The organism is Mycobacterium ahvazicum, assembly GCF_900176255.2.
GTDB lineage: Bacteria > Actinomycetota > Actinomycetes > Mycobacteriales > Mycobacteriaceae > Mycobacterium > Mycobacterium ahvazicum.
In genome coordinates this window covers 328199-353325 of the sequence record NZ_FXEG02000001.1, presented here as the reverse complement: position 1 = coordinate 353325, position 25127 = coordinate 328199, and the positions used below count along the sequence as shown (strand labels likewise).

Sequence of the window (25127 nt, the reverse complement as noted above, 5' to 3'; positions counted from 1 at the left end):
CTTCCTTTCGAGCTACTTCTGCAGGGCGGCCAGCAGCGAGTTGCGCAGCTGACGGTGAATGAGATCCAGCGGCGCCACGTCGCGCCGCACCCGGGCCAACACGATGGCGCCCTCGAGCGCCGAGATGGTCAGCACCGCAAGTTCGCTGGCTTGCACCGCCGGTATGCCGTCGGCGATCAGGCGTTGCGCGACCTGGCCGTTCCAGCGGTCGAACACCGCGGCCGCCCGTTCGATGACGGGTGCCATCCGCTCGCGGTCCTGCTGGTCGCCGGATTCGACGGAGACCGCCACGATCGGACAGCCCGCGCGGTAGTCGCTGTCGAGCAACTGGCGGCGGTACTTGTCGATCAGCGTGTCCAGCAAATCGAGGCTGCTGTAGGCCTTATCAATGACGGCGCCGACGTGTTCGCCGGCGTAGTCGACCGCCTCGCAGAGCAATTGGGTGCGGCCACCCGGGAAGTAGTGATAGGCCGAACCGCGCGGCGCCCCACTGTGCTCGAGCACGTCCGAGATCGCGGTGGCGTGAGCGCCGCGTTCCCGGATCAACAGCGCGGCGGAGATCACCATCCGCTCGCGTGGACTGCGCATCGCCACCCCTTTCGGCTTATGTATGATGCTATACATAAGCCCCCGGCCGGCGAAAGCTCTCGGCGTGAAATCGGTCGGCATCAGCCGCTGCGACTGCTCGGGGCATCGCGCGGGCGCGGATCTGCGGCCCCTTCACTACCAGCGGCCCACAGCACCTCGAACAGGTTGCGGTGCATCTCGACGTACTCGAGGCTCTCGACCACCAAGGCGAAGTTCTCCCGCCTGGACGAAATCATCGCCGCCGACACATCGCCGAGGATCATCGACATCGTGAAGACGTACTCGGTGGGCACATACCGGGTGCGGCGGTAGTCGTCGTAACTGGTGGGCCAGCCGCCCGGTAGGTCCTTCTCGGGTGACCGCAGCACATGCAGCCACAACTGCCGCTCCCGCCGGCCGGAGATGTACTCCTCCATCGCCTCGACCCCGGGCACGCTCAACAGGTCGCGCATCGACAGCACGGCGCGCAGCGGCGAAGGCCAGTCCAGGGTCTCGAACAACGCCGTCCGGATTCCACTGGCGCCGTCCAGGTACCGCACCCGCGGCGTCGTGCCGGCTTTGGCATGAAAGGCGCGCAGTTGGGGCACCACCGATTCCAGTACCCGGCGCCGCTGCCCCCATTCGTCCAGCAGGCGCTGCGGATCTGCCGCTCGCACAATGGTTCTGGGGCGTCCGCTGGCGTGCGGATCCTCGCGATGGCTGCCCCCCTCGATCAGCGACACCAGGCCGCGCCGGGCCAGGCGTTTGGCGATGTCGTATGCGTTGGTGCGGCTGATCTTCGACGCCTCGGCGAGCTGGGCAACGGTCGCCGAGTCTGTGTTGAGGGCGGCCAGGTAGAAGCGGGCCTCCTTCGGCTCCAGCCCCGCCTCAACCAGCTCTGCCCACATGGCGTCTCTCCGTCAATGGACCGTCAATGCACAAGGGCCTTTTCCACGCCGACGCCGGTCAGGGATCGAACCTCCATTTCCGCCTGCTTGGCCGGATCCTCGGGCCGGCGTCGCCCGAGGTAAGTGCCGATGATCCCCAGCGCGAACGCCAGCGGAATGCTGACGATGCCGGGGTTCGCCAGCGGAAACCATGCAAAGTCGTGGCGCGGGAACATCGCCGAGCGATTTCCGGATACCGCCGGCGAGAAGATGATCAGCACCAGGCAACTGAGCAGCCCGCCGTAGATACTGAACAAGGCGCCCAGGGTGTTGAAGTTCTTCCAGAACAACGAGTACAGCAGCGTGGGCAGGTTCGCCGACGCGGCGACGGCGAACGCCAGCGCCACGAGGAACGCCACATTCTGGCCCATCGCCAGGATTCCGAGAACGATGGCCAGGATGCCTATTACGACGACCATCGCCCGCGACACCCGAACCTGCTGTTCCTCGGAGGCCGCACCCCGTTTGATCACGCCGGCGTAGATGTCGTGGGCGAACGAGGTGGCTGCGGTGATCGCCAGGCCGGCCACCACCGCCAGGATCGTGGCGAATGCGACGGCGGCGATCACGCCGAGGAATACCGTTCCGCCCAGCTTGAATGCCAGCAACGGCGCGGCGGAGTTCTCTTTCCCGGCGGTCGCGAGGATCACGTCAGGTCCGACCAGCCAGGCGGCGCCGTAACCGATGGCCAACGAGAACAGGTAGAAGACTCCGATCAAACCGATCGCCCAGGTGACCGAGCGACGGGCCTGGATGCTGGTGGGAACCGTGTAAAAGCGCATCAGCACGTGGGGCAGGCCGGCCGTTCCCAGCACCAGGGCAATGCCCAACGACAGGAAGTCCAGCCGGGTGATGTGCGTGGCGCCGTACTTGGCGCCCGGACCGAGGATATCGCGACCGGCGACGGCCTCGTTGGCCGAATGGGCAACCACCGCTTGGGCATTGGCGAGCAGCCGGGAGAAGTCGCCGCGTACCGCGATCACGATCAGTGCGAACATGATCGCGGCTCCGGTCACCAGCAGAATGGCCTTCACCATCTGCACGTACGTGGTGCCCTTCATGCCGCCGATCAGCACATAGGCGATCATCAACCCACCGACGACCGCAACCACCGTCGACTGACCGGCCCGGCTGCGCACTTCGAGCAGTAACGCGACGAGCCCACCGGCGCCGGCCATCTGGGCGAGCAGGTAGAACAGCGAGACCGTAAGCGTCGACACGGCGGCGGCCATCCGGACCGGACGCTGCCGCAGCCGGAAGCTCAACACGTCGGCCATCGTGAAGCGGCCGGTGTTTCGCAGCATCTCGGCGACCAGGAGCAGCGCCACCAGCCATGCCACCAAAAAGCCGATCGAGTACAGGAATCCGTCGTAACCGTAGATCGCGATGGCGCCGGACACGCCGAGGAACGACGCGGCCGACAGGTAGTCACCGGCGATCGCGAATCCGTTTTGCGCCCCGGAGAACTCACCGCCGCCGGTGTAGAAATCACTGGGCCGCTTGGTGGTTCGACCGGCCCAGACCACCAGGGCCATCGAACCCGCGACGAACACCCCGAAGACCGCGATGTTGACCAGTGGGTTGCCGACGTTGCCAACAGCCGCAAGGGTCGAGGTCACGCGCTCGCTCCTTCGAGTTCGTGGCGGATCTTCGCGGCCCGCGGATCGAGGATCCGGCCGGCGAAGCGCAGGTAGACCACGGTGATTCCGAAAGTCGTGACGAACTGGCCGAAGCCAAGCAGCACACCGAGATTGACGTTGCCGAGCACCCTGGTCGCCATCAATGAATGCGCATACGTGGCGAGCAGCATGTAGGCCAGGTACCACGCGAGGAAGAACCCCGTCATCGGAAAGACGAATCGGCGCAGCCGGTGCCGCAGATCCTGAAACTCCGCGGTGGCTTGCATGCGCACGAAGTCCTCGAGCCCCAAGGCCGCTCGCGCCGCGCCGCGGCCTGCTGTCGAATCACCCTCTGAATGACCGTTATTGGACTGCTGCAGCGGCGCGATAGGCGGGGTGGGCCCACGTTGCTGTTGGCTGCTCGCTGTTGGCTGTGACACGTGAACCTCCGAATTCAGCACAAGTGGTCTGTCGAAAAGGGTCGACTTAGGAAATCGAGCGGATCGAATAGTGTTGTGCATCACTATAAGTGGCTAACCACCGTCGGCAACTCATCGGTGAAAGCCTTTGCCTATCACCTGGTCGACAGAAGCTCCCAGTGACCATCGTTGTCGAGAAATGTCGACAATCAGGTTGAATTCTTGCTCAAGGCAATGCGATTGACAGTTAATCGATAGAGTGGTCATCACGCACCGGGCCGGACTGGAAACATTGTCGATCGATCACAACAATCTCGAGAAGGGTCACGACATGTCATCACTTCGACTCCCGACAGTGGCTGTTGCCGCCGTGAACGCGGCGCCCGTCTTCCTCGACCTGCGAGCCAGCATCGACAAAGTCGAGGACCTGGTGGCAACCGCCGCCCGCGACGGAGCGCAGTTGGTCGTGTTCGGCGAGGCGTTTCTCGCCGGATTCCCGATCTGGAATGCCGTTCTGCCGCCGATCGATCAACACGGATGGCACGAACGCCTCGTCGCCGAGTCGATCGTCGTGCCCAGTCCCGAGACGGAGCGCCTCGGCCGCATCGCCCGCGCGAACAAGGTGACATTGTCGGTCGGAGTAAACGAACGCAATCCCGACAGCCTGGGCCAACTCTGGAATTCGAACCTGGTGTTCGACCCGAACGGGCGGCTGGTGAATCACCGTCGCAAGCTCGTGGCCACCTGGTACGAACGCCTCACCTGGTCACACGGAGACGCTCACGACCTGCGCCCGGTCGAGCTCGACGGGTGGTACCTGGGCGCTCTCATTTGTGGCGAAAACACCAACACGCTAGCGAGATTCACCCTGCTCGCCCAGGGGGAACGGCTGCATATCGCGACCTACCCGCCGGCCTGGCCGTTCGACGGCCGGTCCGAGGACTTCGACTACGACCTCTGCGAGTTCATCCGGCTGCGCAGCGCCGCCCACGCGTTCGAGGGCAAGGTATTCGTCGTCGTCGCGGCGACGACACTGGACGACACCGCCGTGAGGGCGGTCGCCGGCGGCGACACCCGCATCGAAAAGGCTTTGACGGCAACACCTCCCGCCGCGATGGCGATCGGCCCCGACGGCCGGATCGTGGCCGGTCCGATGACCCAGGCGGAGGGAATCCTGCACGCCGAGGTCGACCTGCGCAAGGAGGTCGTCGCCAAGCAAGCCCATGACATCGTCGGCACCTACAACCGTGCGGACATCTTCAGCCTGTCGGTCGACATGACGCGCCCGGCGATCCTGCGCCCGAATCACCAGGCAAGCCAACCGAATCAGACTGACTCGGCCACCGAGGCCCGCGTCGTCGTCACGAACAATCTCGGCGCGGCCCCGGCCGGCTAGTTGGTGATCCAGTCGCTGGAGCCGTCGTTCTTCTTGTACGACCCACCGCTGGAGTTCTTCACGATGATCGGATCCCCGGGACCGAAGTTGTCGAAGAACCACCTGGCGTTGCTGGGACTGATGTTGATGCAGCCGTGGCTGACGTCGCGCTTGCCCTGATCGTCCACCGACCACGGCGCGCTGTGCACGAAGTCGCCGACGTTGTCGAACCGGACGGCCAGCTCGACGGTCACCTTGTAGCCGTAGGTCGAGTTGACGGGAACCCCGTAGGTCGAGGAATCCATCACCACCGAGGGCATCTTCTCTTGCACGTAGTAGGTGCCGTTGGGGGTTTGGTGGTTACCGGCCGTCATGCCCATCGACATCGGGATCGTCTTCTCCAGCGTGCCGTTGCGGGTCACCGTGAGTTGGTGCGTCGCGTCGTCGGCCGTGGCGATCAGCTGGTCGCCGGTCCGGAAGCTGGACTTGGTGCCGCCGGCGTCGATGTTGACCGCGGTGTTGGCGGGCCAGAAGTTGATCGGGCGCCAGCGCAGCTGGGTCGGAGTCATCCAGTAGAACTTGCCCGGGACCGGGGGGATCGACGAGACGTGCACGGCGGCCTGGGCGGCGCCGGCGTCGTCGACCCGTCCCGGGAAGTTGATGATGATCGGCTGCGCGACACCCACCATCGATCCGGTCTTCGGGACGAACGTGGGCGTCCCGAACGGCGCGGTGCCGGTGAACGGCGTCGGGTCCTGACCGTCGGCGGCACCGGCCGCGGCCGCCACGACGCCGGGCGGCGCCCACAGCGGCGGTGGCGGCGCGTCTCCGGGCGGCGGAGGTGGCAATCCTGGCAACGGCGGCAGTTCGAACGGCGGCGGCGGCGCGGGGGGCGCGGCGACCACGTTCGGGTCGGCGGGAACCGGGTCCGGGTCGGCGAGTGCGGGGCCGGCGCCGAGCACCAGCACGGCGGCGACGCCGACTGCGTTCAGAGCCGCGAAGAGGCTTGCCCTCGTCCAGCCCGACATATGCGTACCTCCAGTCAGTTACTGGTCCCCAGTGTGGCATAGCGCCGCCACCAGCTACCTAATCCGGGCCGTCCACGGCACCGTTTCGGCCGCATTTAGGCCCGGTGAACTGCCTAGCTAGGAATCGCGTGAGCTTGCCGGAGCAACGTCGAGCATCCGTCGATTGACGGCAATTCCGACCAGCGCGATTCCCATCAAACCCGCCGATGCGGTGAGCATCGTGGCCACGCTGTGCTCGTACAACAGGCCACCGGATAGTGAGCCGGCCATGATGCCCACCTGGAACGCCGTCACGTACAGCCCGGACGCGCCGTCGGGGTCGTCGGCGCCGTTGCGCATCGCGGCGGATTGCATCATCGGGGACACCGCGGTGGCCATCGCGCCCCACAGCACGATCGCGGCGGTCCCGATCAGCGCGCTCGCCACGGTGGTGGTGCGATCGCCGAACGCCAGCGCGGTCAGCACCACGAACGCGACGGTCAACCCGGCCATGCACAGGATGATGGCGCCCCGGGGCCGCCGGTCCAGCGGCCGTGCCACCAGGGGCACCGACAGCAGGCCCGCCAAGCCATACGCGGCCAGCAGCCAGGCCTGGTTCGGTCCGCGCACGCCGACGACGTCGCGGATGACCACCGAGATGTAGGTGTAGGACACGAAATGGCCGGTCACCGCGACCATCGCGAGCAGGCTGACCGTGATCAACCACGGGTTGCGGTGGTGACGCGACCGCGGGCCGACGCAGGCCAGCTGGTCCTCGGTGAGCACCATCTGCGGCAGCATCGCCCGGGCGGCGATCGTCACGACGACGGCCGCTACCAGCACACACACCACCGCCAGCCGCCAGCCCCACATCAGGCTCAACGCCGCCGTGAGCGGGCTACCGACCACCAGAGCCAGGCTGGTCCCGACATAGATGGAGGTCGTCGCGCGGCCGGCATGGCTGGCCGGCACCAGCCGGGTGGCGATCGGGGCGATCACCGCCCACAGCAGGCCGTGCGTGAACGCGCACAGCACGCGTCCGGCCGCCAGCACCCCGAAGGTGGGTGCCAGCGCCGAGATGGCCTGCGAGGCGGTCAGGCAGGTCAGACTGAGCAGCAGCGCGCGCCGGCGCGGCCAGTGCGCGGTCCAGCGCACCAGCGGAACCGTCGTCAGCGCCGCGACCAGCGCATACCAGGTCAGCAGGGTGCCGACGTAGACGACGCTGACATGCAGGTCGCGGGAGATCGCCGACAGCGCGCCCACCGGCAGGATCTCGGCCGTGACATAGATGAAGGCCGCCGCTGCCAGCACCGCCAGCTGCACGGCGATCCGTGGCGTCCACGTTCGCGCGGTGGCGGCGGCTGTTCCGGTTTCGGCAGTCATGGCGTGGGATACGGTATCGGCCGGGCTCCCCAGTTCCTGGGTTGTCGTGCCTAATGCGATCACACTGCCTTACCGTACGCACCTCAACAACGGGTTCGGCCAACTTAGGACCGCAACACCGGTCTCAACTACGTCACCGATCAGGAACGAACGAGACGCGCAATGGCCGCGGATGCCTCGGCGAGCTTCTCGTCGGCGTCGCTGCCGCCCTCGGCGACGGCGCGGGTCACACAGTGTCCGAGGTGCTCGTCCAGCAGGTTCAGCGCCACCGACCGCATCGCGCTGTTCACGGCGCTGATCTGGGTCAGCACGTCGATGCAGTACTTGTCGTCCTCGATCATCTTGGCGATGCCGCGCACCTGGCCCTCGATGCGCCGCAGCCGCTTGGCGTAATTGTCCTTCTGCTGCGAGTATCCGTGTGGAGTCGTCATCTCAGCCTCTCTGCGGCGTGTCAAACCTCCACGATACCCTATACCCCAGCGGGGTATTGCCCGTGAAATTGGCTTGTCCTGGCCGCGCATACTTGATCAATGGCCCTGCACACCGAGGCGGCAACAGCCGACATCAAGCCCCGTAGTCGTGACGTCACCGACGGTCTGGAGAAGACCGCCGCCCGGGGCATGCTGCGTGCCGTAGGCATGGGCGACGAAGACTTCGCCAAGCCGCAGATCGGTGTCGCCTCGTCCTGGAACGAGATCACGCCGTGCAACCTCTCGCTGGACCGGCTGGCCAAGGCGGTCAAGGAGGGGGTGTTCGCCGCCGGCGGCTACCCGCTGGAATTCGGCACCATCTCGGTCTCCGACGGCATCTCGATGGGCCACGAAGGCATGCACTTCTCCCTGGTGTCCCGCGAGGTGATCGCCGACAGCGTCGAGACCGTGATGCAGGCCGAACGACTCGACGGCTCGGTGCTGCTGGCCGGCTGCGACAAGTCGCTGCCCGGCATGCTGATGGCCGCCGCGCGCCTGGACCTGGCGTCGGTGTTCCTCTACGCGGGCTCGATCCTGCCGGGCGTGGCCAAACTCTCCGACGGCAGCGAGCGCGAGGTGACGATCATCGATGCGTTCGAGGCCGTCGGCGCCTGCTCGCGTGGGTTGATGTCGCGCGAGGACGTCGACGCCATCGAGCGCGCGATCTGTCCCGGCGAGGGCGCGTGCGGCGGGATGTACACCGCGAACACGATGGCCAGCGCCGCCGAGGCACTGGGCATGTCACTGCCCGGCAGTGCCGCTCCCCCGGCCACCGACCGCCGCCGCGACGGGTTCGCCCGGCGCAGCGGACAGGCCGTCATCGAACTGCTGCGCCGCGGCATCACCGCCCGCGACATCCTCACCAAGGAAGCCTTCGAGAACGCGATCGCGGTGGTGATGGCGTTCGGTGGTTCGACCAACGCGGTGCTGCACCTGCTGGCGATCGCCCACGAGGCCGAGGTCGCGCTGACGCTCGATGACTTCAGCCGGATCGGGTCCAAGGTGCCGCACCTGGCCGACGTCAAGCCGTTCGGCCGGCACGTGATGTCGCACGTCGACCACATCGGCGGCGTCCCGGTGATGATGAAGGCACTGCTGGACGCGGGGCTGCTGCACGGCGACTGCCTCACGGTGACCGGCCACACCCTGGCCGAGAACCTGGCCGCCATCGAGCCGCCCGATCCGGACGGCAAGGTGCTGCGCGCGCTGAGCGATCCGATCCACCCGACGGGTGGGATCACGATCCTGCGTGGGAGCCTGGCCCCGGAGGGGGCGGTGGTCAAGTCCGCCGGTTTCGACTCCGACGTGTTCGAAGGCACCGCAAGGGTTTTCGATGGCGAGCGGGCCGCCCTGGACGCGCTCGAAGACGGCACCATCACCAAGGGTGACGCGGTGGTGATCCGCTACGAGGGCCCCAAGGGCGGGCCCGGGATGCGCGAAATGCTGGCCATCACCGGGGCGATCAAGGGTGCCGGGCTGGGTAAAGACGTGCTGCTGCTCACCGACGGCCGGTTCTCCGGCGGAACCACCGGCCTGTGCGTGGGACACATCGCACCGGAGGCAGTGGACGCCGGACCGATCGCATTCCTGCGCGACGGCGACCGGATCCGGCTCGACGTGGCCGGCGGCACCCTAGACGTGCTGGGCGACGCGACCGAATTCGCTTCTCGCCAAAGTGGTTTCACCCCTCCTGCGCCGCGTTACAAGACCGGCGTGCTGGCCAAGTACGTCAAGCTGGTCAGCTCGGCCGCGATCGGCGCGGTCTGCGGCTAACCGCCGCGAGCGGGGTTCAGAGTTCTTTGACCAACGCGATGGCGAAGCCGTCCCAGTGCTTGGCTCCGACCGTCTGAATCACCGCGGTGTCCAGTTGCGCGTGCTCACCCATCAGCTGCAGCGTCTCCCGGGTGGCGGCCACTTTCTCATCATCGGAATCCGGTGACAGGATTTCGCCTTCCCGAATTACGTTGTCCACCACGATGAGTGCACCGACGCGGGTCAGCTTGATCGCCCACTCCAGATACTTGGGATAGTTCTCCTTGTCCGCATCGATGAACACGAAGTCGAAGGGGTCGCCGTTCAGTGTCCGCAGGGTTTCCAGCGCCGGGCCGACAACCACCTGGACCCGATCGACGACGTTGGCCCGCTTCAGATTGGCGCATGCGACGTCGGCGTGCTTGGACTCGAATTCCAGCGTCACCACCTGTCCGTCCGGGCCCACCGCACGCGCCAGCCAAGTGGTGCTGAAGCCACCGAGGGTGCCGATTTCGAGAATGCGCCGCGCCTGGATGGCACCGGCCAGCAGCGACAGGAACTTGCCCTGCTGCCACGACACCGCGATCTGCGGCAGACCGGCGGCGTTGCTGGCCTCCAGCGCCGCGGACAAGGCCGGATCGTCACCGATCACGGTGCTGTCCAAGAAGGCGTCGACGTCTTGCGGGGTGGGTTCGTCGGTCATGCGATCCACGCTAGCCGCACGCGGCGCCGGCCGCCGTCTCGCACCTGGTCGCGCATCCAATCGATAACGGACCCAACGCCGAGGCTTTACCAGATACCCGTATGGGGTATACATTGAGCGTGGCGGCCCGATCGTCGGGCAACCACGGAAGGTATCCACTGGATTGCGGTGAACCAACCGGGATCCCGTAACAGACAAGGGTGATTCACATGGCGCACTACGACGAGGGGACCCAGCTGACGTGCGGTCACGAGGGATGCGGATGTCGCGTCCGCATCGAGGTCGCATGCCACTGCTCGGGCGCGGACGAGGACTACCGCTGCTCCTGCGGCGAAGCATTGGTGCCCGTCAAGTAAATCCAGCCGGCCGGTCGTCGCGTTCGACGTGCCAATCAGCGCCCGAACGCACGACCGGCCAGCTCGACCTCGGCCGTCAGCCGAACCGCGGCCGCCGAGGCGCCGACCGCCACCTGGTACTGGCCCGGCTCGATCCGCCAGCTGCCGCGTTCGTAGCGGGCGAGCAAGCGCGGATCCGCGGAGATCGTCACCCGGCACGTCGCACCCGGGTCCAACTCGACCCGCTCGAATCCCAGCAACCGCAGGCGTTGGTGAGTCAGATACAACTGTGGAATATCGGCCCCGCTCCGCTGGCCGGTGTTGACGACGCTGAAGCTCGCCGTGACCGTGTCACCACCGGTGACCACTAAGTCGTGGTATTCAAAACTGGTGTAGGACAAGCCATGACCGAACGCGAATAACGGCGTGTGACCCTGACCGGCGAACCACCGGTAACCGACCTCGGCTCCTTCGAAGTAGTCGATCGCGGTCGGCGTGCCGAACGCGGCGCCGAGGTCGGGCAGCTCCGGGCGCGGCGTCTGGTCCAGTCCGTCCGGAAACGTGATCGGCAGGCGCCCCGATGGATTCACTTGTCCGGCAACGATCTCCGCGATCGCCTGGCCGCCGGCCTGGCCCGGATACCACGCCTGCAGGATCGCGCTCGCCGAATCTCGCCACGGCATCGCCACCGGGTTACCGGTCTCCAGCACCACCACCGTGTTCGGGTTGGCGGCCGCGACCGCGGCGATGACCTCATCCTGACCCCACGGCAGCGACAAGTCGGCACCGTCGAAACCCTCGCCCTCGACCCGGATCCCGAACACGATCGCTACGTCGGCCCGCCGCGCGGCCAGCACCGCTTCGGCCGGACTGAGGCCGGGATCGAACTCGAGCCGCGCGTGGGGCAATTGCTTCCTGAGTTCCTCGACCGGGCTGGACGGCAACAGGTAGAGATTTCGGGTGCCTCCGGTCAGACCCGCTCCCCCGATCGGGACCACCTGCGCGTAGCCGCCGGGAGGAACGACGGTACTCGAGCCGCAGCCCGTCGGAACTCCCAGCTGCGCGTGGCCGCCGATCACGGCGATGTGGGCATCGGGTGCCAGCGGCAGCACTCCGCGGTTCTGCAGCAGCACGGTGCCCCGGCGGGCGATCTGCAGCGCAATCTCGTTGTGGGCGGCCATATCCGGCTCGGGAGCGTCCCGGTCGATTCCGACCGCGAACATCGAACGCAGAATCCGCCGAACCATGTCGGACAGGCGGTCTTTGGGCAGTTTTCCGTCGGCGTAGGCGGACCGCAGCGGTTCGGTGAATGCCTCCGCACCCCAGAACACGGTGTCGATCTGGGCACCGCATTCCTGGTCCAGGCCGGACAGCGCGCACTCCCAGCCGGGTGTGGCGCCCCAGTCGGACATGACCCAACCCCGATATCCCCAAGCGTCTTTCAGGATGTCGTTGAGCAGCAGCCCGTTCGCCGAGGCATAGTCACCGTTGACCTTGTTGTAGGCGGTCATCACGGCACCGGGCGCAGACCGCTCGATCGCGATCTCGAATGCCAGCAGGTCGGACTCGCGATGCGCGTCGGGGTCGATAACCGCGTCCAGCCAATGCCGGTTGGTCTCGTTGCAGTTCAGCGAGTAGTGCTTGACGGTCGAGATGACGCCCTGCTGCTGGATTCCGTTGACGGATGCGGCGGCGATCGTGGCCGTCAAAAGTGGGTCTTCCGAGACGTATTCGAAGTTGCGGCCGTTGCGAGGGTCGCGCGCCAGGTTCATCGCGCCCGCCAGTTGCACGTTGAATCCGCGGCTGCGCGCCTCGCGTCCGATCACGGCGCCGGCGGCGTGCGCGAGCGCCGGATCGAAACCGGCGGCCAGCGCCAGGCCGGCCGGCAGCGCGGTCGCGGTGTCACCCGGGCGGTAGCCGGGATTGGTGACGCCGAGCCCGGCATCACTCATCCGCAGCGCCGGGATACCAAGCCGGGGAATCCCCGGCACGTAGCCCGCACTCATCGGGGTGCCGGGCGGGATGCGGTCGTCCGGCAGTGGCCACAGTTCCGACGTTCCCATCACCGCGACCAGCAACGTGAAGCGTTCGTCGTCGGTCATCCGGCTCTCGACGTCGCGGGCCCGGGCGTCCGGATCGGCTAATTCGCCCATTTCACCCCTTCTTTGGCGTACACCACCCGCAACACATGCCCGAGCTCCGGTCCCATCACCGACTGCGCCAGCGTGCAGAGCGTGTCGACGAACTCCGGACCGTGTGCCGGCTGCACCTGGCACAGGTGATGTGCGACTTCGTGCAGCACCACCAGCTCGCGCAGCGCCCAGTCGGCGGTGTGACGGTCGGGAACCGCGATAATGCCTGTGTCCTCGTAGTTTTCGTAATGAGCCGCGGTCGCGGCCCGGCGCGGGCGCACTCTCAGCGGCGCCACCTCGGGCCACCGTTCGCGTACCGCCGGCAGCGCAAGCACCTGGTCAACATAGCGCTGTACGGACGCCACCGAGCCGAATCGCGCTTCCGGCGGCAGCGTCAACTGGGTGCCGAAGAATTCCACGGCCGACGATCGGTGCTCGGCGGCACGGTCGAACAACGTGCGGACGAATTCCTCGGCGGCATACACCTTGGCGCGCTGGGTATCCCGCTTCGGCGCCTCCCCGGCGGTCACGTGCCCAGCGCGCTCCGCGCTCCGGGCAGTTCGGTGCTGTTGCCGAGCCGCGCCCGCTTGCCGGCCCGATCACCCGCGCGCCGCGCCGCCGACGAGTATCCCGCTGTCGCCCGGCTGACCTGGTAGGTGCCGCGCGCCTTGGACGCCTTGCGGTAGTGATCGTGCAGCTCGATATCTTTGTCCCGCAATGCGATAGCGGTTCCTGGCCGGCGGCTGCTGTCCTTGGTGGCCTCGCGCCGGGCCTCTTCGCGCGCCTCGCTCAGCCGGTGGCCGATGCGTGCCCCGAAGGCCAGCTGGAAGTTCAGCCGGGCGGTGATCGTCGGGGTGGGCCGGTGCGCGCCCGAGGCAAGGTAGGCGTCCGAGGCGCGCACCATCTGGACGACCAGGCTGGCGTAGAGGGCGTGGCTGGCGTCGATGTCCTCGGCAAACCCGTAGGCGTAGACGAACGTCGAATTCGACGCCACATCGCAGCGCACGTCGTTGGCCGATGCGATCAGCACGAATAGCTGCACGTAGGTCCGCAGCCCCTTGGTGCCGGCCGCCCCGATCGTGATGGTCCGCTGCGTCGGCGCCTGGGCCGCCGAGCGGTTGGACGAATGCGAACGGGCGACCGCCAAGTCGATGGACGCCGCCGTCGCCAACCGTTGCGCGGCCGTCATGAAGGCATCGGCCTCGTGCGCGTTGTCGGTGCCCTCGGCCTGACGCAGCAGCGCGGCGATGCGCGCCAACATTTTGTCGTCAGTCATAGCGCCGCTCCTCTTCATCGCTCCGCTCTGCATCGTCGCCGGCGCGGGTCATAGCGCCAAACTACGGGAGCATCCCGACAATTCGCTCAACGCTCACAGGCGCTCGGTGATCCAGGCGACGACGTCGTCAAGCACCTGATCCTGCTCCGGTTCGTTGAAGACCTCGTGGTAGAGCCCCGGGTAGACCTTCAGCGTGACGTCGGTGGATCCCACGCATTCGACCAGTCGACGACTTCCGGCGACGGGCACCAGCCGGTCGCATTCGCCGTGCACCACCAGCAGCGGAGCGGTCAGGGCCGGCGCGCGCTGCGGCATGGTCTCGCTGACTTCCAGCATCGCCCGGCCGACACCGAACGGGATCTTTCCGTGGTAGACGAGCGGGTCGGCCTTGTAGGCGGCCACCACGGCGGGGTCACGGGAGATGGCGTCGACGTCGAGGTCCTGCACCGGCACGCCGGGCAGCACCGAGCCCAGGACTTTGGCGGCGAACGCCACCAGCCCGGGCACCGCGTCCTGCGCGGCCACCACCGGCCCGGACAGCACCATCAGGTCGTAGTTGTCCGGGCGCTCGACACCGTAGGCGAAGACGATGCCGCCGCCCATGCTGTGCCCGAGCACGATAATTTTGAGGCCGGGGTGTTCGCGGGTGGCGATACCGACCAGGGTGTCGAAATCGGCGGTGTACTCCGACACGTCGCGCACCAGCATGCGTTTGCCGCCGGAGCGGCCGTGCCCGCGGTGGTCCAGCGCGTAGGTGACCAGGCCGGCCTGCTCGAAGCGCTGGGCGACATGGTCGTAGCGGCGCGCATATTCGCCGAGACCGTGCGACAGCACCACCACGGCCCGCGGCGGGGTATCCGGCGTCCAGACGTCGTACACAATGCGGACGCCGCCGAGGCCGTCGAAGTTCCGTTCAGTGCGGGTCACGGGTCGTCCTAGTCATTAGGGGCAGCGTAATGGCTCCTGCGGCTCTGTTGTCCGAGGCGCTGCGTAGGCTCAGTCGGGTGAGCGTGCTCGCGGAGAATTCCGGCGACGCAGAAATCCCCGCAACGGGCGGGGGCCACGGCGATTTCTCGGCTCATGCGGAGCCGTATCGCCGCGAGCTGCTGGCGCACTGCTACCGGATGACCGGCTCCCTGCACGACGCGGAAGACCTGGTGCAGGAGACGCTGTTGCGGGCGTGGAAGGCCTACGACCGGTTCGAAGGCAAGTCCTCGATTCGCACCTGGCTGCACCGCATCGCCACCAACACCTGCCTGACCGCGCTGGAGGGCCGCACGCGCCGGCCGCTGCCCACCGGGCTCGGCGGGCCCAGCTCGGATCCGACGGCCGAGCTGGTGGAACGCCGTGAGGTGCCGTGGCTGGAACCATTGCCCGACACGACGGAGGATCCGGCCGACCCGTCGGTGATCGTGGGTTCGCGCGAATCGGTGCGGTTGGCGTTTGTCGCTGCGCTGCAGCACCTCTCACCGCGGCAGCGGGCGGTGCTGCTGCTGCGCGACGTGCTGCAGTGGAAGGCCGCCGAGGTGGCCGACGCGATCGGTACCACCACGACCGCAGTCAACAGCCTGCTGCAGCGGGCCCGGACCCAGCTGGAAACCGTCGGGCCCAGCTCGAATGACCGCCTGGCGCCGCCGGATTCGTCCGAAGCGCAGGACCTGCTGGCCCGCTACATCGCGGCGTTCGAGTCCTACGACATCGACCGGCTGGTCGCGCTGTTCACCGCCGAAGCGGTCTGGGAGATGCCGCCGTACACCGGTTGGTACCAAGGTCCGCGGGCCATCATCACCCTGATTCATCAACAGTGCCCCGCCGAACTCCCCGGCGACATGCGGATGATCCCGCTGATCGCCAACGGGCAGCCCGCCGCGGCGATGTACATGCGGGCCGGCACGCAGCACGTGCCGTTCCAGCTGCACGTGCTCGATGTCCGCACCGACGGGGTGTCGCATGTGGTTGCATTTCTGGACGACACTTTGTTCACGAAGTTCGGGCTGCCCCGCTCCCTGTGACGGGGCGGACCCCGATCGAGAAGGGTTGCGCCCATGACGGAATCCCCCAGCATCACGCCGGTGTCCGGCAAGCCGCTCTTGTTGTTGGGCGGCTTCGATATCGGCGACCTCGGCTATGTCGCCGAAGAGTTCTTCGTCTCGGGCACGGCCACGTCGTACGCGCCGGCCTCGGAGTTGCAACCCGACGGCCGGTGGACCGTAACACCTTCCGGCACCGCCGATTACACGACGCGGGTCGTCGCGCTCACGCCGTCTGATCCGGCGCGGTTCAACGGGACCGTGCTGGTCGAGTGGCTCAACGTCAGTGGCGGCATCGACGCGCCGGCGGTGTGGATGATGGCGCACCGCGAAATCATCCGGTCGGGTTACGCCTACGTCGCGGTCTCGGCGCAGAAGGTCGGGGTGGACGGCGGTGCCAGCTTGCTCGGTTTCGACATGTCGCTCAAGAGCCAGGACCCGACGCGGTATGCGGCACTGAGTCACCCGGGCGATGCGTTCAGCTTCGACATCTTCTCGCAGACCGGTGAGCTGGCACGCAGTGCTGACATCCTGCGCGGCCTGCGGCCCGAACACCTTGTCGCCCTGGGTGAATCGCAATCGGCGATGTTCCTGACCAGCTACGTCAACGCGGTCGATCCGCTGGCCGGAGCGTACGACGGCTTCTTGGTGCATTCACGATTCGCTTCCGCCGCACCGCTGGACGGCGGCTCGGTGCTCGACGAATTTCAGGTGAACGTGCCCGAAGCCGTCAACTTCCGCGCCGACCTGCGCGTGCCACTGCTGACGATCATCACCGAAACCGACCTGTTCGGTGCCGTGCGGCATGGCTACTACTTCGCCCGGCAACCCGACAACGAGCGGCTGCGGGTCTGGGAGATCGCCGGTGCCGCACACGCCGACAACTACACGATCCAGGTGGCACCGATCGACACCGGCTCGGCGCCACTGCAGGACATCGTGGCCGCCTATGCACCCACCAACATGCTGATGGGCCAGCAACTCGACCATTACATCAATTTCGCGCCGCAGCATCACTATGTCGTGCAGGCCGCGATCGCGGCGCTGACCACTTGGGTCCAGACCGGTCAGACAGCGCCCGCTGCCCCTCCCATCGAGATGACCGAAGCCGAACTGCCCCAACCGATTCTGGATGGCAACGGCCTCGCAAGGGGCGGCCTGCGGACGCCGTGGGTAGACGTGCCGCTGGCCCGGACGTCGGGAGACGGCGCCTCGGACAACGCGCCGGAGAACGTGATGTCGGCGATCTTCGGTTCCGGCGAGCCCTTCGACGAGGCCACCGTGCGACGGCTCTACCCGGGCGGGGCCGCGCAGTACCTGGGCAGTTTCATGGCGGCGCTGGATTCGGCTATCCAGTCCGGCTTCATCCTCCCCGCAGACCGTGCCGAGATCCTCGAGCTGGCCAGCGCCATCTACCCCGGCAACGATTCCTGAAGTCCGCGTTCATCTTTCGACGGCCAGCACGTCGCGCACCGCGGCGTCGACGGTGCTCAGCACCTCGGGGTCGATACCCGAGCGGCCACGCACCAGGATCGAGGCGACATTGGGTGCCGGCAGGCCCTCGGCAGGGCACACGCCGTCGGGAAGCTTGTCGATCTTTGGCAACAGAGCCAACCCGAGACCCGAGCGCACCGCTGCGTAAAGACCGGCCAGATCACCACATTCGGCGACGACCTCGTAGTCGACACGATGCTTCTCGAGCAGCGCGAAGGCCGGCTCGCGCAGGGTGCACGGTTCGGCATAGATCACCAGCGGCAGTGGCCCTGGCTGCTGGAAGTTGAATGTCCGTGCTGAAACCCATTGCAGTTGAACGATTCCCGAAGCATTGGCACGATCCAGCCCGGATCCGTCGAGCATGATCGCCAAGTCCACCAGCCCGCGGTCGATCGCGTCCGCCAGGGAAACGTTGCGGTCCAGCCGGAATCGCGGCCGCCGGTCGGGCAGGCGTTCGCGCAGCACGCGGGTCAGGGCGGGCAGCATCACGTCCGCACCGTGCTCGGTGGCGCCGACCGTGAGCACCTTCTGTTCGGTCGCGCCGAGATCGTCGAGCGCTGCGTCGTGCGCCGCCAGAATCGTGCGTGCATGCCGCAGCACCCGCTGCCCCATCTCGGTGAACAAGACGCCTCGCCCGGAGCGCTCCACCACCGGCTCGCCGACCACACTCTCGACTTTTCGCAAGTGCTGACTGACCGCGGACTGACTCAGGCGCAACGCGGCGGCCGCGCGGTGAAATCCGCCACAGTCGGCCACCGCCACGAGGCTGCGCAGCGGCGCGATATCGAGTACCTGTGCCATGCCGTCACCCTAGTTCGATCAGCATAAATGATCAATAATCCAGGGTTGGAACGGTAAATACCCGTTCACGTGCGGATGACCGATAAGTAATCGAAATCGGTCCTGATCGCCAATAATCGTTGGACTTAATAGGTGGCCGTTCGCGAGCATGGGGGAATGCACCTGCCACGCATGCCTTTGAGTACCGCTTCGGCGGTGACGCTGACCTATGCGATCGGGTATCCCATCGGTGCGCTCGCAGTGGCCGAAATGACCCCGATGGCCGTGCTGGTGCTGCGCTTCGGCTTCGCCGCCGTCATCCTCGCGGCGTGGGCCCTGCTGGCCCGCGCGTCGTGGCCACGCGGCGCGCAGTTCGGTCACGTCATCGTCGCGGGCCTGCTGATCCAGGCCGTGCAGTTCTGCTGCCTGTACGAGGCCTTGCTGCTCGGGGCGTCCGCGGTGCTCTGCGCGGTGGTGATCGCGATGAATCCGGTAATGACGGCCATCCTGGCGACGCTGTTCCTGTGCGAGCCGCTTGGCCGGCTGCGGATCGTCGCCCTGGTTCTCGGCGTCGCCGCCGTACTGGCCGCCTGTGCGCGGCGACTGATGGGCATGCACGGCGTCGACCCGGTCATGTTGCTGCTTTTGGTTGGGCTGCTTGGCCTTTCGGCCGGTGGGGTGTATCAGCAGCGGTTCTGCAAGGGCGTCGACTTCCGCACGATGAGTGCGGTGCAAAACTGCGTGGCGTTCATTCCCGCGGCGGCGCTGGCGATGCTGACACCGTTCGCCGTGCACGATGCGGGCAAAGCCGCGGCCGCGATCGCGGCCATGGTGCTGTTCAATGCGACGCTCGCGGTCAGCATTTACCTGCGCGCCATCAGCATTCACGGCGCGGCGGCGGTGGCGATGCTGTTCGCGATCATCCCCGCGGCTGCCGCGGTGCTGAGCTGGCTGATGCTGGGTCAGCGCCCGGACGTCGGAGTCGCGATCGGGCTGCTCGCCGGTGGCTTGGCGTGCTGGCTGAACAGCCGGGCCGCCGGCCGGCACCGCGCCCAGACACCGAGCCCCGAGCCGGAATTCGCGCCCGCGGCACGCAACATGGTGAGTTGCACAGCGGCCGAGTAGTGACGGCGATCGCCGTTGGCGGCGGATCAGGCTGTGCCGCTCAACAGACAATGACGGCACCTCACGCGCCCGGTTCGACGGCGAAACTTGTCGTACCCCGCTGCGATGATGTCGTTATGTCGTTGACCGCTTTGTCGAGCGTCGTTGAATCGCGCCCGCCCGACCGTCTGGGGGTGTTGTTCGAGGAGTTGGCGGAGTTGGCCGGTCAGCGCAATGCCATTGATGGGCGCATTGTGGAGATCGCCGCCGAGATCGAGCGCGACGAGCTGTGCGGGGCCACCGGTGCGCGCTCAGTGGCGGCGTTGCTGGGCTGGAAGCTGGCCCTGTCCTCGGCGAATGCCCACACGATCACCACGATCGCGGGCCGGCTCGAGGAGTTCCCGCGGTGTGCGGCGGGCATGGCTGAGGGTCGGCTGTCGCTGGATCAGGTCGGCGTCATCGCCGCCGGCGCGGGTCAGGGATCTGATGAGCACTATGCGGGGTTGGCCGAGGTCGCCACGGTCAGCCAGCTGCGTACCGCGGTCAAACTCGAACCACGACCCCAGCCCGACCCGCGGCCCGAACCGGCGCCCTCGATCACCCAGACCTCGGACGAGGAGTTCACGTGTTGGCGGATCAAACTCCCCCACCTAGACGCCGCGAAGTTCGACGCCGCGCTGGCCTCACACCGTGACGCGCTTTTCGCCGAATGGAAACGCGACCACGCCGAAAGCGACCCCGAGCACAGGCCCCCGCTGCCGAACACCATCGACGCGTTGATGCGGCTGGTGGAGGCCGGCTGGGATAGTGAGGCGGCCCGCCGCCCGCACGGGCAGCACACCACCGTGGTGGTGCACCTCGACGTGCAGCAGCGTGCCGCCGCGCTGCATCTGGGTCCGCTGCTGACCGACGCCGAACGGCGCTACCTGACCTGTGATGCCACCTGTGAGGTCTGGTTCGAACGTGACGGCGAGGTTATCGGTGCCGGGCGTGCGACGCGGGTGATCAACCGGCGGCTGCGCCGCGCCCTGGAGCATCGAGACCGCAGCTGCGCGGTGCCCGGGTGCGGGGCCACCCGCGGCCTGCACGCCCACCACCTCCGGCACTGGGAAGACGGCGGCCCCACCGAACTAGCCAACCTGGTGCTGCTCTGCCCGTATCACCACCGCTCCCATCACCGCGGCCTGATCACCCTCACCGGACCCGCCGACGCGCTCACCGCCACCGACGAGGACGGCCGACCACTGAGCGCAGGATCCCTGGCACGCCCGCCCACCCAACGCGAACGCGCCCACTGGTGGTGGTACCAACCCTTCCAACCCCAACCACCACCAACCAACAACTAGGTGGTCACCGAAGCCGGGCTCCGTCGGCACGGTACCGCAGCCCAAACAGGGTGCGGCATGGATGAATTCGCTGATACGCGAGCCGCTAGCCGGCCAGCAGGCGACTATCCGGTGACGGACCTTCGACCGAACGGACCAAACCGGCCCCGGTGATCAGCGGCAGGTCGAGTGCGGACAGCAGTCCGGGTGCGGCCGCACACACCGCGGGAATGGCGTTGACCATGCGCGAGGAGCCCGCGATGCGCGCACCCAGATCGTGGTCGTGGTCCTCGGCCATTTCGAATTCGCAACGCATGGTCGGCGAGCCCTCGATCTCGACGCGATAGACACCGCGGCCAGATGCCAGTCCGAAGCCGAGGTCTTTCGGCGCAAGACTGATGTGCGGTTGCGGCCAGTCTCCGGCGATGTCGTCGCGCATGCGCGTCACGTGGTCGACGACGAAAGTCGGCTTTTCCCCGACGTATCCGGTCAGCGTCGAACGCATCGCGGCGATCGTTCCGGCCTCGATGTGCCCGGTCGGGGTGTCGAACGACTCGGCGGCGAGGACGCGTTCGTTGCTCTCCTCGATGTTGTCGATTTTGACGCCCAGCGCGGCGGCGAGCTGGTGCAGCACCGGGCCCCAGCCGAAGGTGAATACCCCCGGCTGCGCGGCGAACGCCTGATACTCCGGCGGCTTACCGAAACCGAGGATCTCGTACACCGCCGCCCGGTCCGGGTAGGTGGCGTAGTTGAACATCTCCGTAACTCGCACCGATTCGATCACCCGCGACACTCCGGTAAGCAGCAGCGGCAGAACATCATTGGCAAATCCGGAGTCGATGCCAGTGGTGAAGAACGACACCCCACCCGCTAGCGCGGCCCGGCGCAGCGGATCGGTGAAGACCCCGTCGACGGCGTCGGGAAAGACCAGCGGCACCACCGAACACGACACCACGTTCTTACCGGACCCCAGGATCGACACCATGTCCTCGACAGCCTCCAGCGGACGCAGGTTCGCGCCGGCGGCATAGACCACTGCGTCGGCGTCGCCCGCGAGCAGTGGTGCCGGATCCTGGGTGGCCACCACGCCGACGGGCGCGATTCCGCACAGCTCCCCCGCGTCGCGGCCCACCTTGGCGTCGCTGTGCACCACGAGATCGGTCAATTCCAGCTCGGGGTGGTCGATCACGCCCCGCAGAGCGATGACGCCCATCGAGCCCGGCCCCCAGACTCCCACCTTCAGCACATCTATTCTCCTAATATTAGGAATGCTGTTCTTACATTTTGGACGGATGGTAGGGAGCTGGGCATGGGTACGTCAACCGCCAAGTCGCCGCCCACCGCGCGGGTAATGGACGTGCTTGCCACGCTCGCGGATTCGCCGGACGGGCGAACCTCGGCCGAGCTGGCGAAGACTTGCGGGATCAGCACCTCGACCTGCGCGCTGGTGCTATCCGAGCTGGAACGCCGGTCCTGGGTCACCCGGCGCGGGGACCGGCGCTTCTGCCTGGGCAGCGGGTTGTTCGGCCTGGTGCACGGTCTGCGCATACAGTTTCCGCTGTTGGACCGTGGCCGTGACGCACTGACCTTCCTGCACCACACCCTCGGCGCGGGCTGCTCGATGTCGAAGATCGGCGGCCGGCACCTGACCACGGTCGACGCGGTGGGCCATGGCACCGACGGCGCGCATGCCGTCGGGCAGCACTTCCCGATCGATCCCCCGTTCGGCCTGGTCGCGATGGCCTGGCGCGACGACGATTTCGTGGCTGCCTGGCTGCACCGGGTGACACCGCGGCTGACCCGCGACGAAGTCGCGCAGCATCAACGAGTACTCGCCGACATCCGATCCCGCGGCTACGGCGCCTGGCGGTTCGACGACACGCACCAATCGCTGCACCATCGGCTGGCTGGGCTGCTCGCGTCGCTGGAGCCGACCGCACACCTCACCCGGCAACTCACCACGCTGATGACCATGGTGACGCTGCAGTCTGTCACCGACACGCTTGAAACAAATTTGGCGTCAACAGAATTCGTCGTGCTGCCGATCTTCGGCCAGAACGGGCAGCCGGAGTACCAGATCGAGATCCACCTGGGTGGCCCGGCCGATTTGACGCTGCCCGCACTCGACACCGCGCTGCAGCACGCACAGCGACTGCTCGGCGCGCAGGTGTGATTACGCTGAAGTCGTGCCTGCCAACTCCGAGATTCGGCGCGCGGCTGACCGGGCGGTCACCACGACGCCGTGGCTGAAATCCAGACATTCGTTTTCGTTCGGCGACCACTACGAGCCGGATAACACCCACCACGGACTGCTGGTGGTGAACAACGACGACGTCGTGGCTCCGCGCAGCGGATTCGACACCCACCCGCATCGCGACATGGAGATCGTGACATGGGTGCTGGAAGGCGAATTGACACACCAGGATTCGGCCGGCAACCACGGCGTGATCTATCCTGGCCTGGCGCAGCGCATGTCTGCCGGCAGCGGGATCCTGCATTCGGAGAAGAATGATTCGCCAACGCAGCCAGTGCATTTCATCCAGATGTGGGTCATCGCCGACGAATCGGGAGTACCGCCGAGCTATCAGCAGCATGAGATCGGCCACATCGGCGCCGAACTCGTGACCATCGCCTCGGGCATCCCCGGGCGCGACGCGGCGATCTCGCTGCACAACCGCGCTGCGGCCCTGCACGTCGCCCGGCTGCAACCCGGCGACACCGTCACCACCCCCGCCGCCCCCAACCTGCACATCTTCGTGCCACGCGGCCGGCTGACCCTGGACGGGTCCGATCAACTCGCCGAAGGCGACGCCGCCCGCATCACAGACGGCGGCGGCTCGCGGCTGACGGCGATCGAGCCGACCGAGCTGCTGATCTGGGAGATGCACGCAAAGCTGGGCGGCTAGACCAATAGAGTGGGCGTGACAGACGGGAGCTGGGATGTCGAAAGGCCAACCGCGGCACGCGGTGCCGAATCCGAAGCGGAACGCAAAAGCGCTGAGAACCGTGCAGTTCTGGGCGTTGCCGATCGGCGCCACACTGGCCCTCATGTCGGCGCTGTGCGCGCTGTATCTGGGCGGCATCTTGAATCCCACCACCAACCTGCGCCACTTCCCGATCGCGGTGGTGAACGAGGACGCCGGAACCGCCGGCCCGAAGATCGTCGACGGACTGGTGTCCGCGCTGGACAAGAACAAATTCGACATCCGCGTGGTCTCCCACGACGAGGCCAAACGACTGCTGGACCGGGCACAGGCGTATGGCGAATTGGTCATTCCGCCGACGTTCTCGTCGAGTTTGCGCGAGTACGGCGAGAGCGCGGTGATGCCGGGCAAGGCCGAGCGGCCTTCGGTCACGATCTTCACCAACCCGCGCGCCGGCACGCTGGGCGCCGGCATCGCCGGCCAGACCCTGAACCAGGCCATGGCCGTTGCCAATACCAAAGTAGGACAATACCTTTCGTCGCAAGTCGCAGAGCAGACCGGCGGTGCGCCGTTGACCGGAGCGTCGCAAGCGGGACTGGCCAGCCCGATCGACATCAAGTCGACCGTGTACAACCCGCTACCCAACGGCACGGGTAACGGCCTGTCGGCGTTCTACTACGCATTGCTGTTGTTGCTGGCCGGGTTCACCGGCAGCATCGTGGTGTCCACCTTGGTCGACTCATTGCTCGGGTACGTGCCCGCCGAATGGGGGCCGGTGTATCGATTTGCAGAGCAGGCCAACATCTCTCGCTTCCGCACCTTGTTAGTGAAGTGGGGCATCATGCTGGTGCTGGCGTTGCTGACGTCGGGTGTCTACCTGGCCATCGCCCACGGACTCGGCATGCCCATCACGCTCGGCTGGCAGTTGTGGGCCTACGGCGTATTCGCGATCGTCGCGGTCGGCGTGACGTCCAGTTCGCTGATCGCGGTGCTCGGTTCGATGGGCCTGCTGTTCAGCATGCTGGTTTTCGTGATCCTCGGTTTGCCGTCGGCGGGCGCCACCGTCCCGCTGGAGGCGGTGCCGCCGTTCTTCCGCTGGCTGGCCGAGTTTGAGCCGATGCACCAGGTGTTCCTGGGCGTGCGGTCCCTGTTGTATCTGAACGGCGACGGGGAGGCCGGCCTCACGCAGGCGTTGTTGATGACGTCGATCGGGCTGGTGATCGGCCTGCTAGTCGGCGGCATCATCACCCGCATGTACGACCGCAGCGGCTTCCACCGGATTCCCGGCGCGATCGGCGCGGCAATCGCCGAGGTGCACCAATCCCAGCACCAGGCGAGCAAGGCCGGTAAGCACGAGAGTTCGGGCCAGGCCGCCGACGCCGAAGCCCGCCACCCGGACCCCAGCGAGCCCAACGCCGAAAGCGTAAGCGAGCAAACGTAATTCGGGCGCCGCCTAAGTGTCACACGTTTGTTATTTATGTTGAC

General features: G+C 66.9%; 23 protein-coding genes and 1 pseudogene. 10 read left to right on the top strand and 14 right to left on the bottom strand.

Features of this window, described 5'->3' with window-relative positions; genetic code table 11:
- Positions 1-12: 12 nt before the first annotated feature.
- The 4 genes from MAAFP003_RS01660 to MAAFP003_RS01645 form a co-directional block, all read right to left on the bottom strand.
- The gene (locus MAAFP003_RS01660) at positions 13-588 is read right to left on the bottom strand and encodes a TetR/AcrR family transcriptional regulator (protein WP_096290807.1); all 576 of its coding nucleotides are present in this window, start codon (positions 586-588) and stop codon (positions 13-15) included.
- Between the two features lie 80 nt (positions 589-668).
- Positions 669-1475, bottom strand: coding sequence for a TrmB family transcriptional regulator (locus tag MAAFP003_RS01655; protein WP_096283869.1), 807 nt, complete (start codon positions 1473-1475; stop codon positions 669-671).
- Between the two features lie 23 nt (positions 1476-1498).
- Positions 1499-3133: a solute symporter family protein gene (locus MAAFP003_RS01650; protein WP_096283867.1), complete on the bottom strand. Its 1635-nt coding sequence runs from the start codon at positions 3131-3133 to the stop codon at positions 1499-1501.
- Positions 3130-3444 carry a DUF485 domain-containing protein gene (locus MAAFP003_RS01645; RefSeq protein ID WP_243393738.1) on the bottom strand — a complete coding sequence of 105 codons (315 nt, stop codon included), beginning with the start codon at positions 3442-3444 and terminating at the stop codon, positions 3130-3132. The genes MAAFP003_RS01650 and MAAFP003_RS01645 overlap by 4 nt, the downstream gene beginning before the upstream one ends.
- Positions 3445-3907: 463 nt before the next feature.
- Between MAAFP003_RS01645 and MAAFP003_RS01640 the strand changes: the two genes are divergently transcribed.
- Entirely contained in the window at positions 3908-4948 is a 1041-nt protein-coding gene (locus MAAFP003_RS01640) for a carbon-nitrogen hydrolase family protein (RefSeq protein ID WP_243393729.1), read from the top strand.
- Here MAAFP003_RS01640 and MAAFP003_RS01635 read toward each other — a convergent pair.
- From MAAFP003_RS01635 to ricR, 3 genes are all read right to left on the bottom strand, one after another.
- A complete protein-coding gene (locus MAAFP003_RS01635; protein ID WP_096283865.1) occupies positions 4945-5955 on the bottom strand; it encodes a L,D-transpeptidase in 1011 nt (336 codons plus the stop codon). The genes MAAFP003_RS01640 and MAAFP003_RS01635 overlap by 4 nt on opposite strands.
- A gap of 117 nt (positions 5956-6072) precedes the next feature.
- Positions 6073-7317 carry an MFS transporter gene (locus tag MAAFP003_RS01630; RefSeq protein WP_096283863.1) on the bottom strand — a complete coding sequence of 415 codons (1245 nt, stop codon included), beginning with the start codon at positions 7315-7317 and terminating at the stop codon, positions 6073-6075.
- Between the two features lie 140 nt (positions 7318-7457).
- Complete coding sequence (gene ricR, locus MAAFP003_RS01625) at positions 7458-7748, bottom strand: copper-sensing transcriptional repressor RicR (protein WP_096283861.1); 291 nt, start codon at positions 7746-7748, stop codon at positions 7458-7460.
- 99 nt (positions 7749-7847) lie between these two features.
- On the opposite strand from ricR, the gene ilvD reads away from it, so the two are divergent.
- Positions 7848-9560, top strand: a complete 1713-nt coding sequence (gene ilvD, locus MAAFP003_RS01620) for a dihydroxy-acid dehydratase (protein ID WP_096283859.1) — start codon at positions 7848-7850, stop codon at positions 9558-9560.
- Between the two features lie 16 nt (positions 9561-9576).
- On the opposite strand, the gene MAAFP003_RS01615 is transcribed toward ilvD, so the two are convergent.
- Positions 9577-10242, bottom strand: a complete 666-nt coding sequence (locus tag MAAFP003_RS01615) for an O-methyltransferase (RefSeq protein WP_096283857.1) — start codon at positions 10240-10242, stop codon at positions 9577-9579.
- Positions 10243-10442: 200 nt separating this feature from the next.
- Between MAAFP003_RS01615 and mymT the strand changes: the two genes are divergently transcribed.
- Positions 10443-10598 carry a copper-binding metallothionein MymT gene (gene mymT / locus MAAFP003_RS01610; protein WP_085222450.1) on the top strand — a complete coding sequence of 52 codons (156 nt, stop codon included), beginning with the start codon at positions 10443-10445 and terminating at the stop codon, positions 10596-10598.
- A gap of 35 nt (positions 10599-10633) precedes the next feature.
- Here the strand turns inward: mymT and MAAFP003_RS01605 are convergent, their stop codons facing one another.
- From MAAFP003_RS01605 to MAAFP003_RS01590, 4 genes are all read right to left on the bottom strand, one after another.
- Complete coding sequence (locus tag MAAFP003_RS01605; protein WP_207768434.1) at positions 10634-12730, bottom strand: beta-glucosidase; 2097 nt, start codon at positions 12728-12730, stop codon at positions 10634-10636.
- A complete protein-coding gene (locus MAAFP003_RS01600; protein WP_096283855.1) occupies positions 12718-13239 on the bottom strand; it encodes a TIGR04338 family metallohydrolase in 522 nt (173 codons plus the stop codon). The genes MAAFP003_RS01605 and MAAFP003_RS01600 overlap by 13 nt, the downstream gene beginning before the upstream one ends.
- Complete coding sequence (locus tag MAAFP003_RS01595) at positions 13236-13985, bottom strand: DUF2786 domain-containing protein (protein WP_096283853.1); 750 nt, start codon at positions 13983-13985, stop codon at positions 13236-13238. Before MAAFP003_RS01595 ends, MAAFP003_RS01600 begins: the two co-directional genes overlap by 4 nt.
- A 93-nt stretch (positions 13986-14078) precedes the next feature.
- On the bottom strand, positions 14079-14867 hold the full coding sequence (locus MAAFP003_RS01590; protein WP_243393737.1) for an alpha/beta hydrolase: 789 nt from the start codon (positions 14865-14867) through the stop codon (positions 14079-14081).
- On the opposite strand from MAAFP003_RS01590, the pseudogene MAAFP003_RS01585 reads away from it, so the two are divergent.
- Positions 14866-15997 (top strand): annotated as a pseudogene (locus MAAFP003_RS01585) (sigma-70 family RNA polymerase sigma factor). The gene MAAFP003_RS01590 and the pseudogene MAAFP003_RS01585 sit on opposite strands and share 2 nt — an antisense overlap.
- A 33-nt stretch (positions 15998-16030) precedes the next feature.
- On the top strand, positions 16031-17449 hold the full coding sequence (locus MAAFP003_RS01580; protein WP_096283847.1) for an alpha/beta hydrolase domain-containing protein: 1419 nt from the start codon (positions 16031-16033) through the stop codon (positions 17447-17449).
- A gap of 9 nt (positions 17450-17458) precedes the next feature.
- On the opposite strand, the gene MAAFP003_RS01575 is transcribed toward MAAFP003_RS01580, so the two are convergent.
- A complete protein-coding gene (locus MAAFP003_RS01575) occupies positions 17459-18310 on the bottom strand; it encodes a LysR family transcriptional regulator (RefSeq protein ID WP_096283845.1) in 852 nt (283 codons plus the stop codon).
- Between the two features lie 171 nt (positions 18311-18481).
- Between MAAFP003_RS01575 and MAAFP003_RS01570 the strand changes: the two genes are divergently transcribed.
- Both MAAFP003_RS01570 and MAAFP003_RS01565 read left to right on the top strand, forming a co-directional pair.
- Positions 18482-19414 carry a DMT family transporter gene (locus MAAFP003_RS01570; protein ID WP_096290803.1) on the top strand — a complete coding sequence of 311 codons (933 nt, stop codon included), beginning with the start codon at positions 18482-18484 and terminating at the stop codon, positions 19412-19414.
- A gap of 116 nt (positions 19415-19530) precedes the next feature.
- Complete coding sequence (locus MAAFP003_RS01565) at positions 19531-20739, top strand: HNH endonuclease signature motif containing protein (RefSeq protein WP_096283843.1); 1209 nt, start codon at positions 19531-19533, stop codon at positions 20737-20739.
- Positions 20740-20824: 85 nt separating this feature from the next.
- On the opposite strand, the gene MAAFP003_RS01560 is transcribed toward MAAFP003_RS01565, so the two are convergent.
- The gene (locus tag MAAFP003_RS01560) at positions 20825-21964 is read right to left on the bottom strand and encodes an NAD(P)H-dependent amine dehydrogenase family protein (RefSeq protein WP_112741646.1); all 1140 of its coding nucleotides are present in this window, start codon (positions 21962-21964) and stop codon (positions 20825-20827) included.
- Positions 21965-22027: 63 nt separating this feature from the next.
- On the opposite strand from MAAFP003_RS01560, the gene MAAFP003_RS01555 reads away from it, so the two are divergent.
- From MAAFP003_RS01555 to MAAFP003_RS01545, 3 genes are read left to right on the top strand one after another with little or no spacing between them, the layout of a single operon-like run.
- On the top strand, positions 22028-22891 hold the full coding sequence (locus tag MAAFP003_RS01555) for a MarR family transcriptional regulator (RefSeq protein WP_096283839.1): 864 nt from the start codon (positions 22028-22030) through the stop codon (positions 22889-22891).
- A gap of 13 nt (positions 22892-22904) precedes the next feature.
- Positions 22905-23624: a pirin family protein gene (locus MAAFP003_RS01550; RefSeq protein ID WP_096283837.1), complete on the top strand. Its 720-nt coding sequence runs from the start codon at positions 22905-22907 to the stop codon at positions 23622-23624.
- A gap of 34 nt (positions 23625-23658) precedes the next feature.
- On the top strand, positions 23659-25083 hold the full coding sequence (locus MAAFP003_RS01545) for a YhgE/Pip domain-containing protein (protein ID WP_096283835.1): 1425 nt from the start codon (positions 23659-23661) through the stop codon (positions 25081-25083).
- Positions 25084-25127 lie beyond the last annotated feature (44 nt).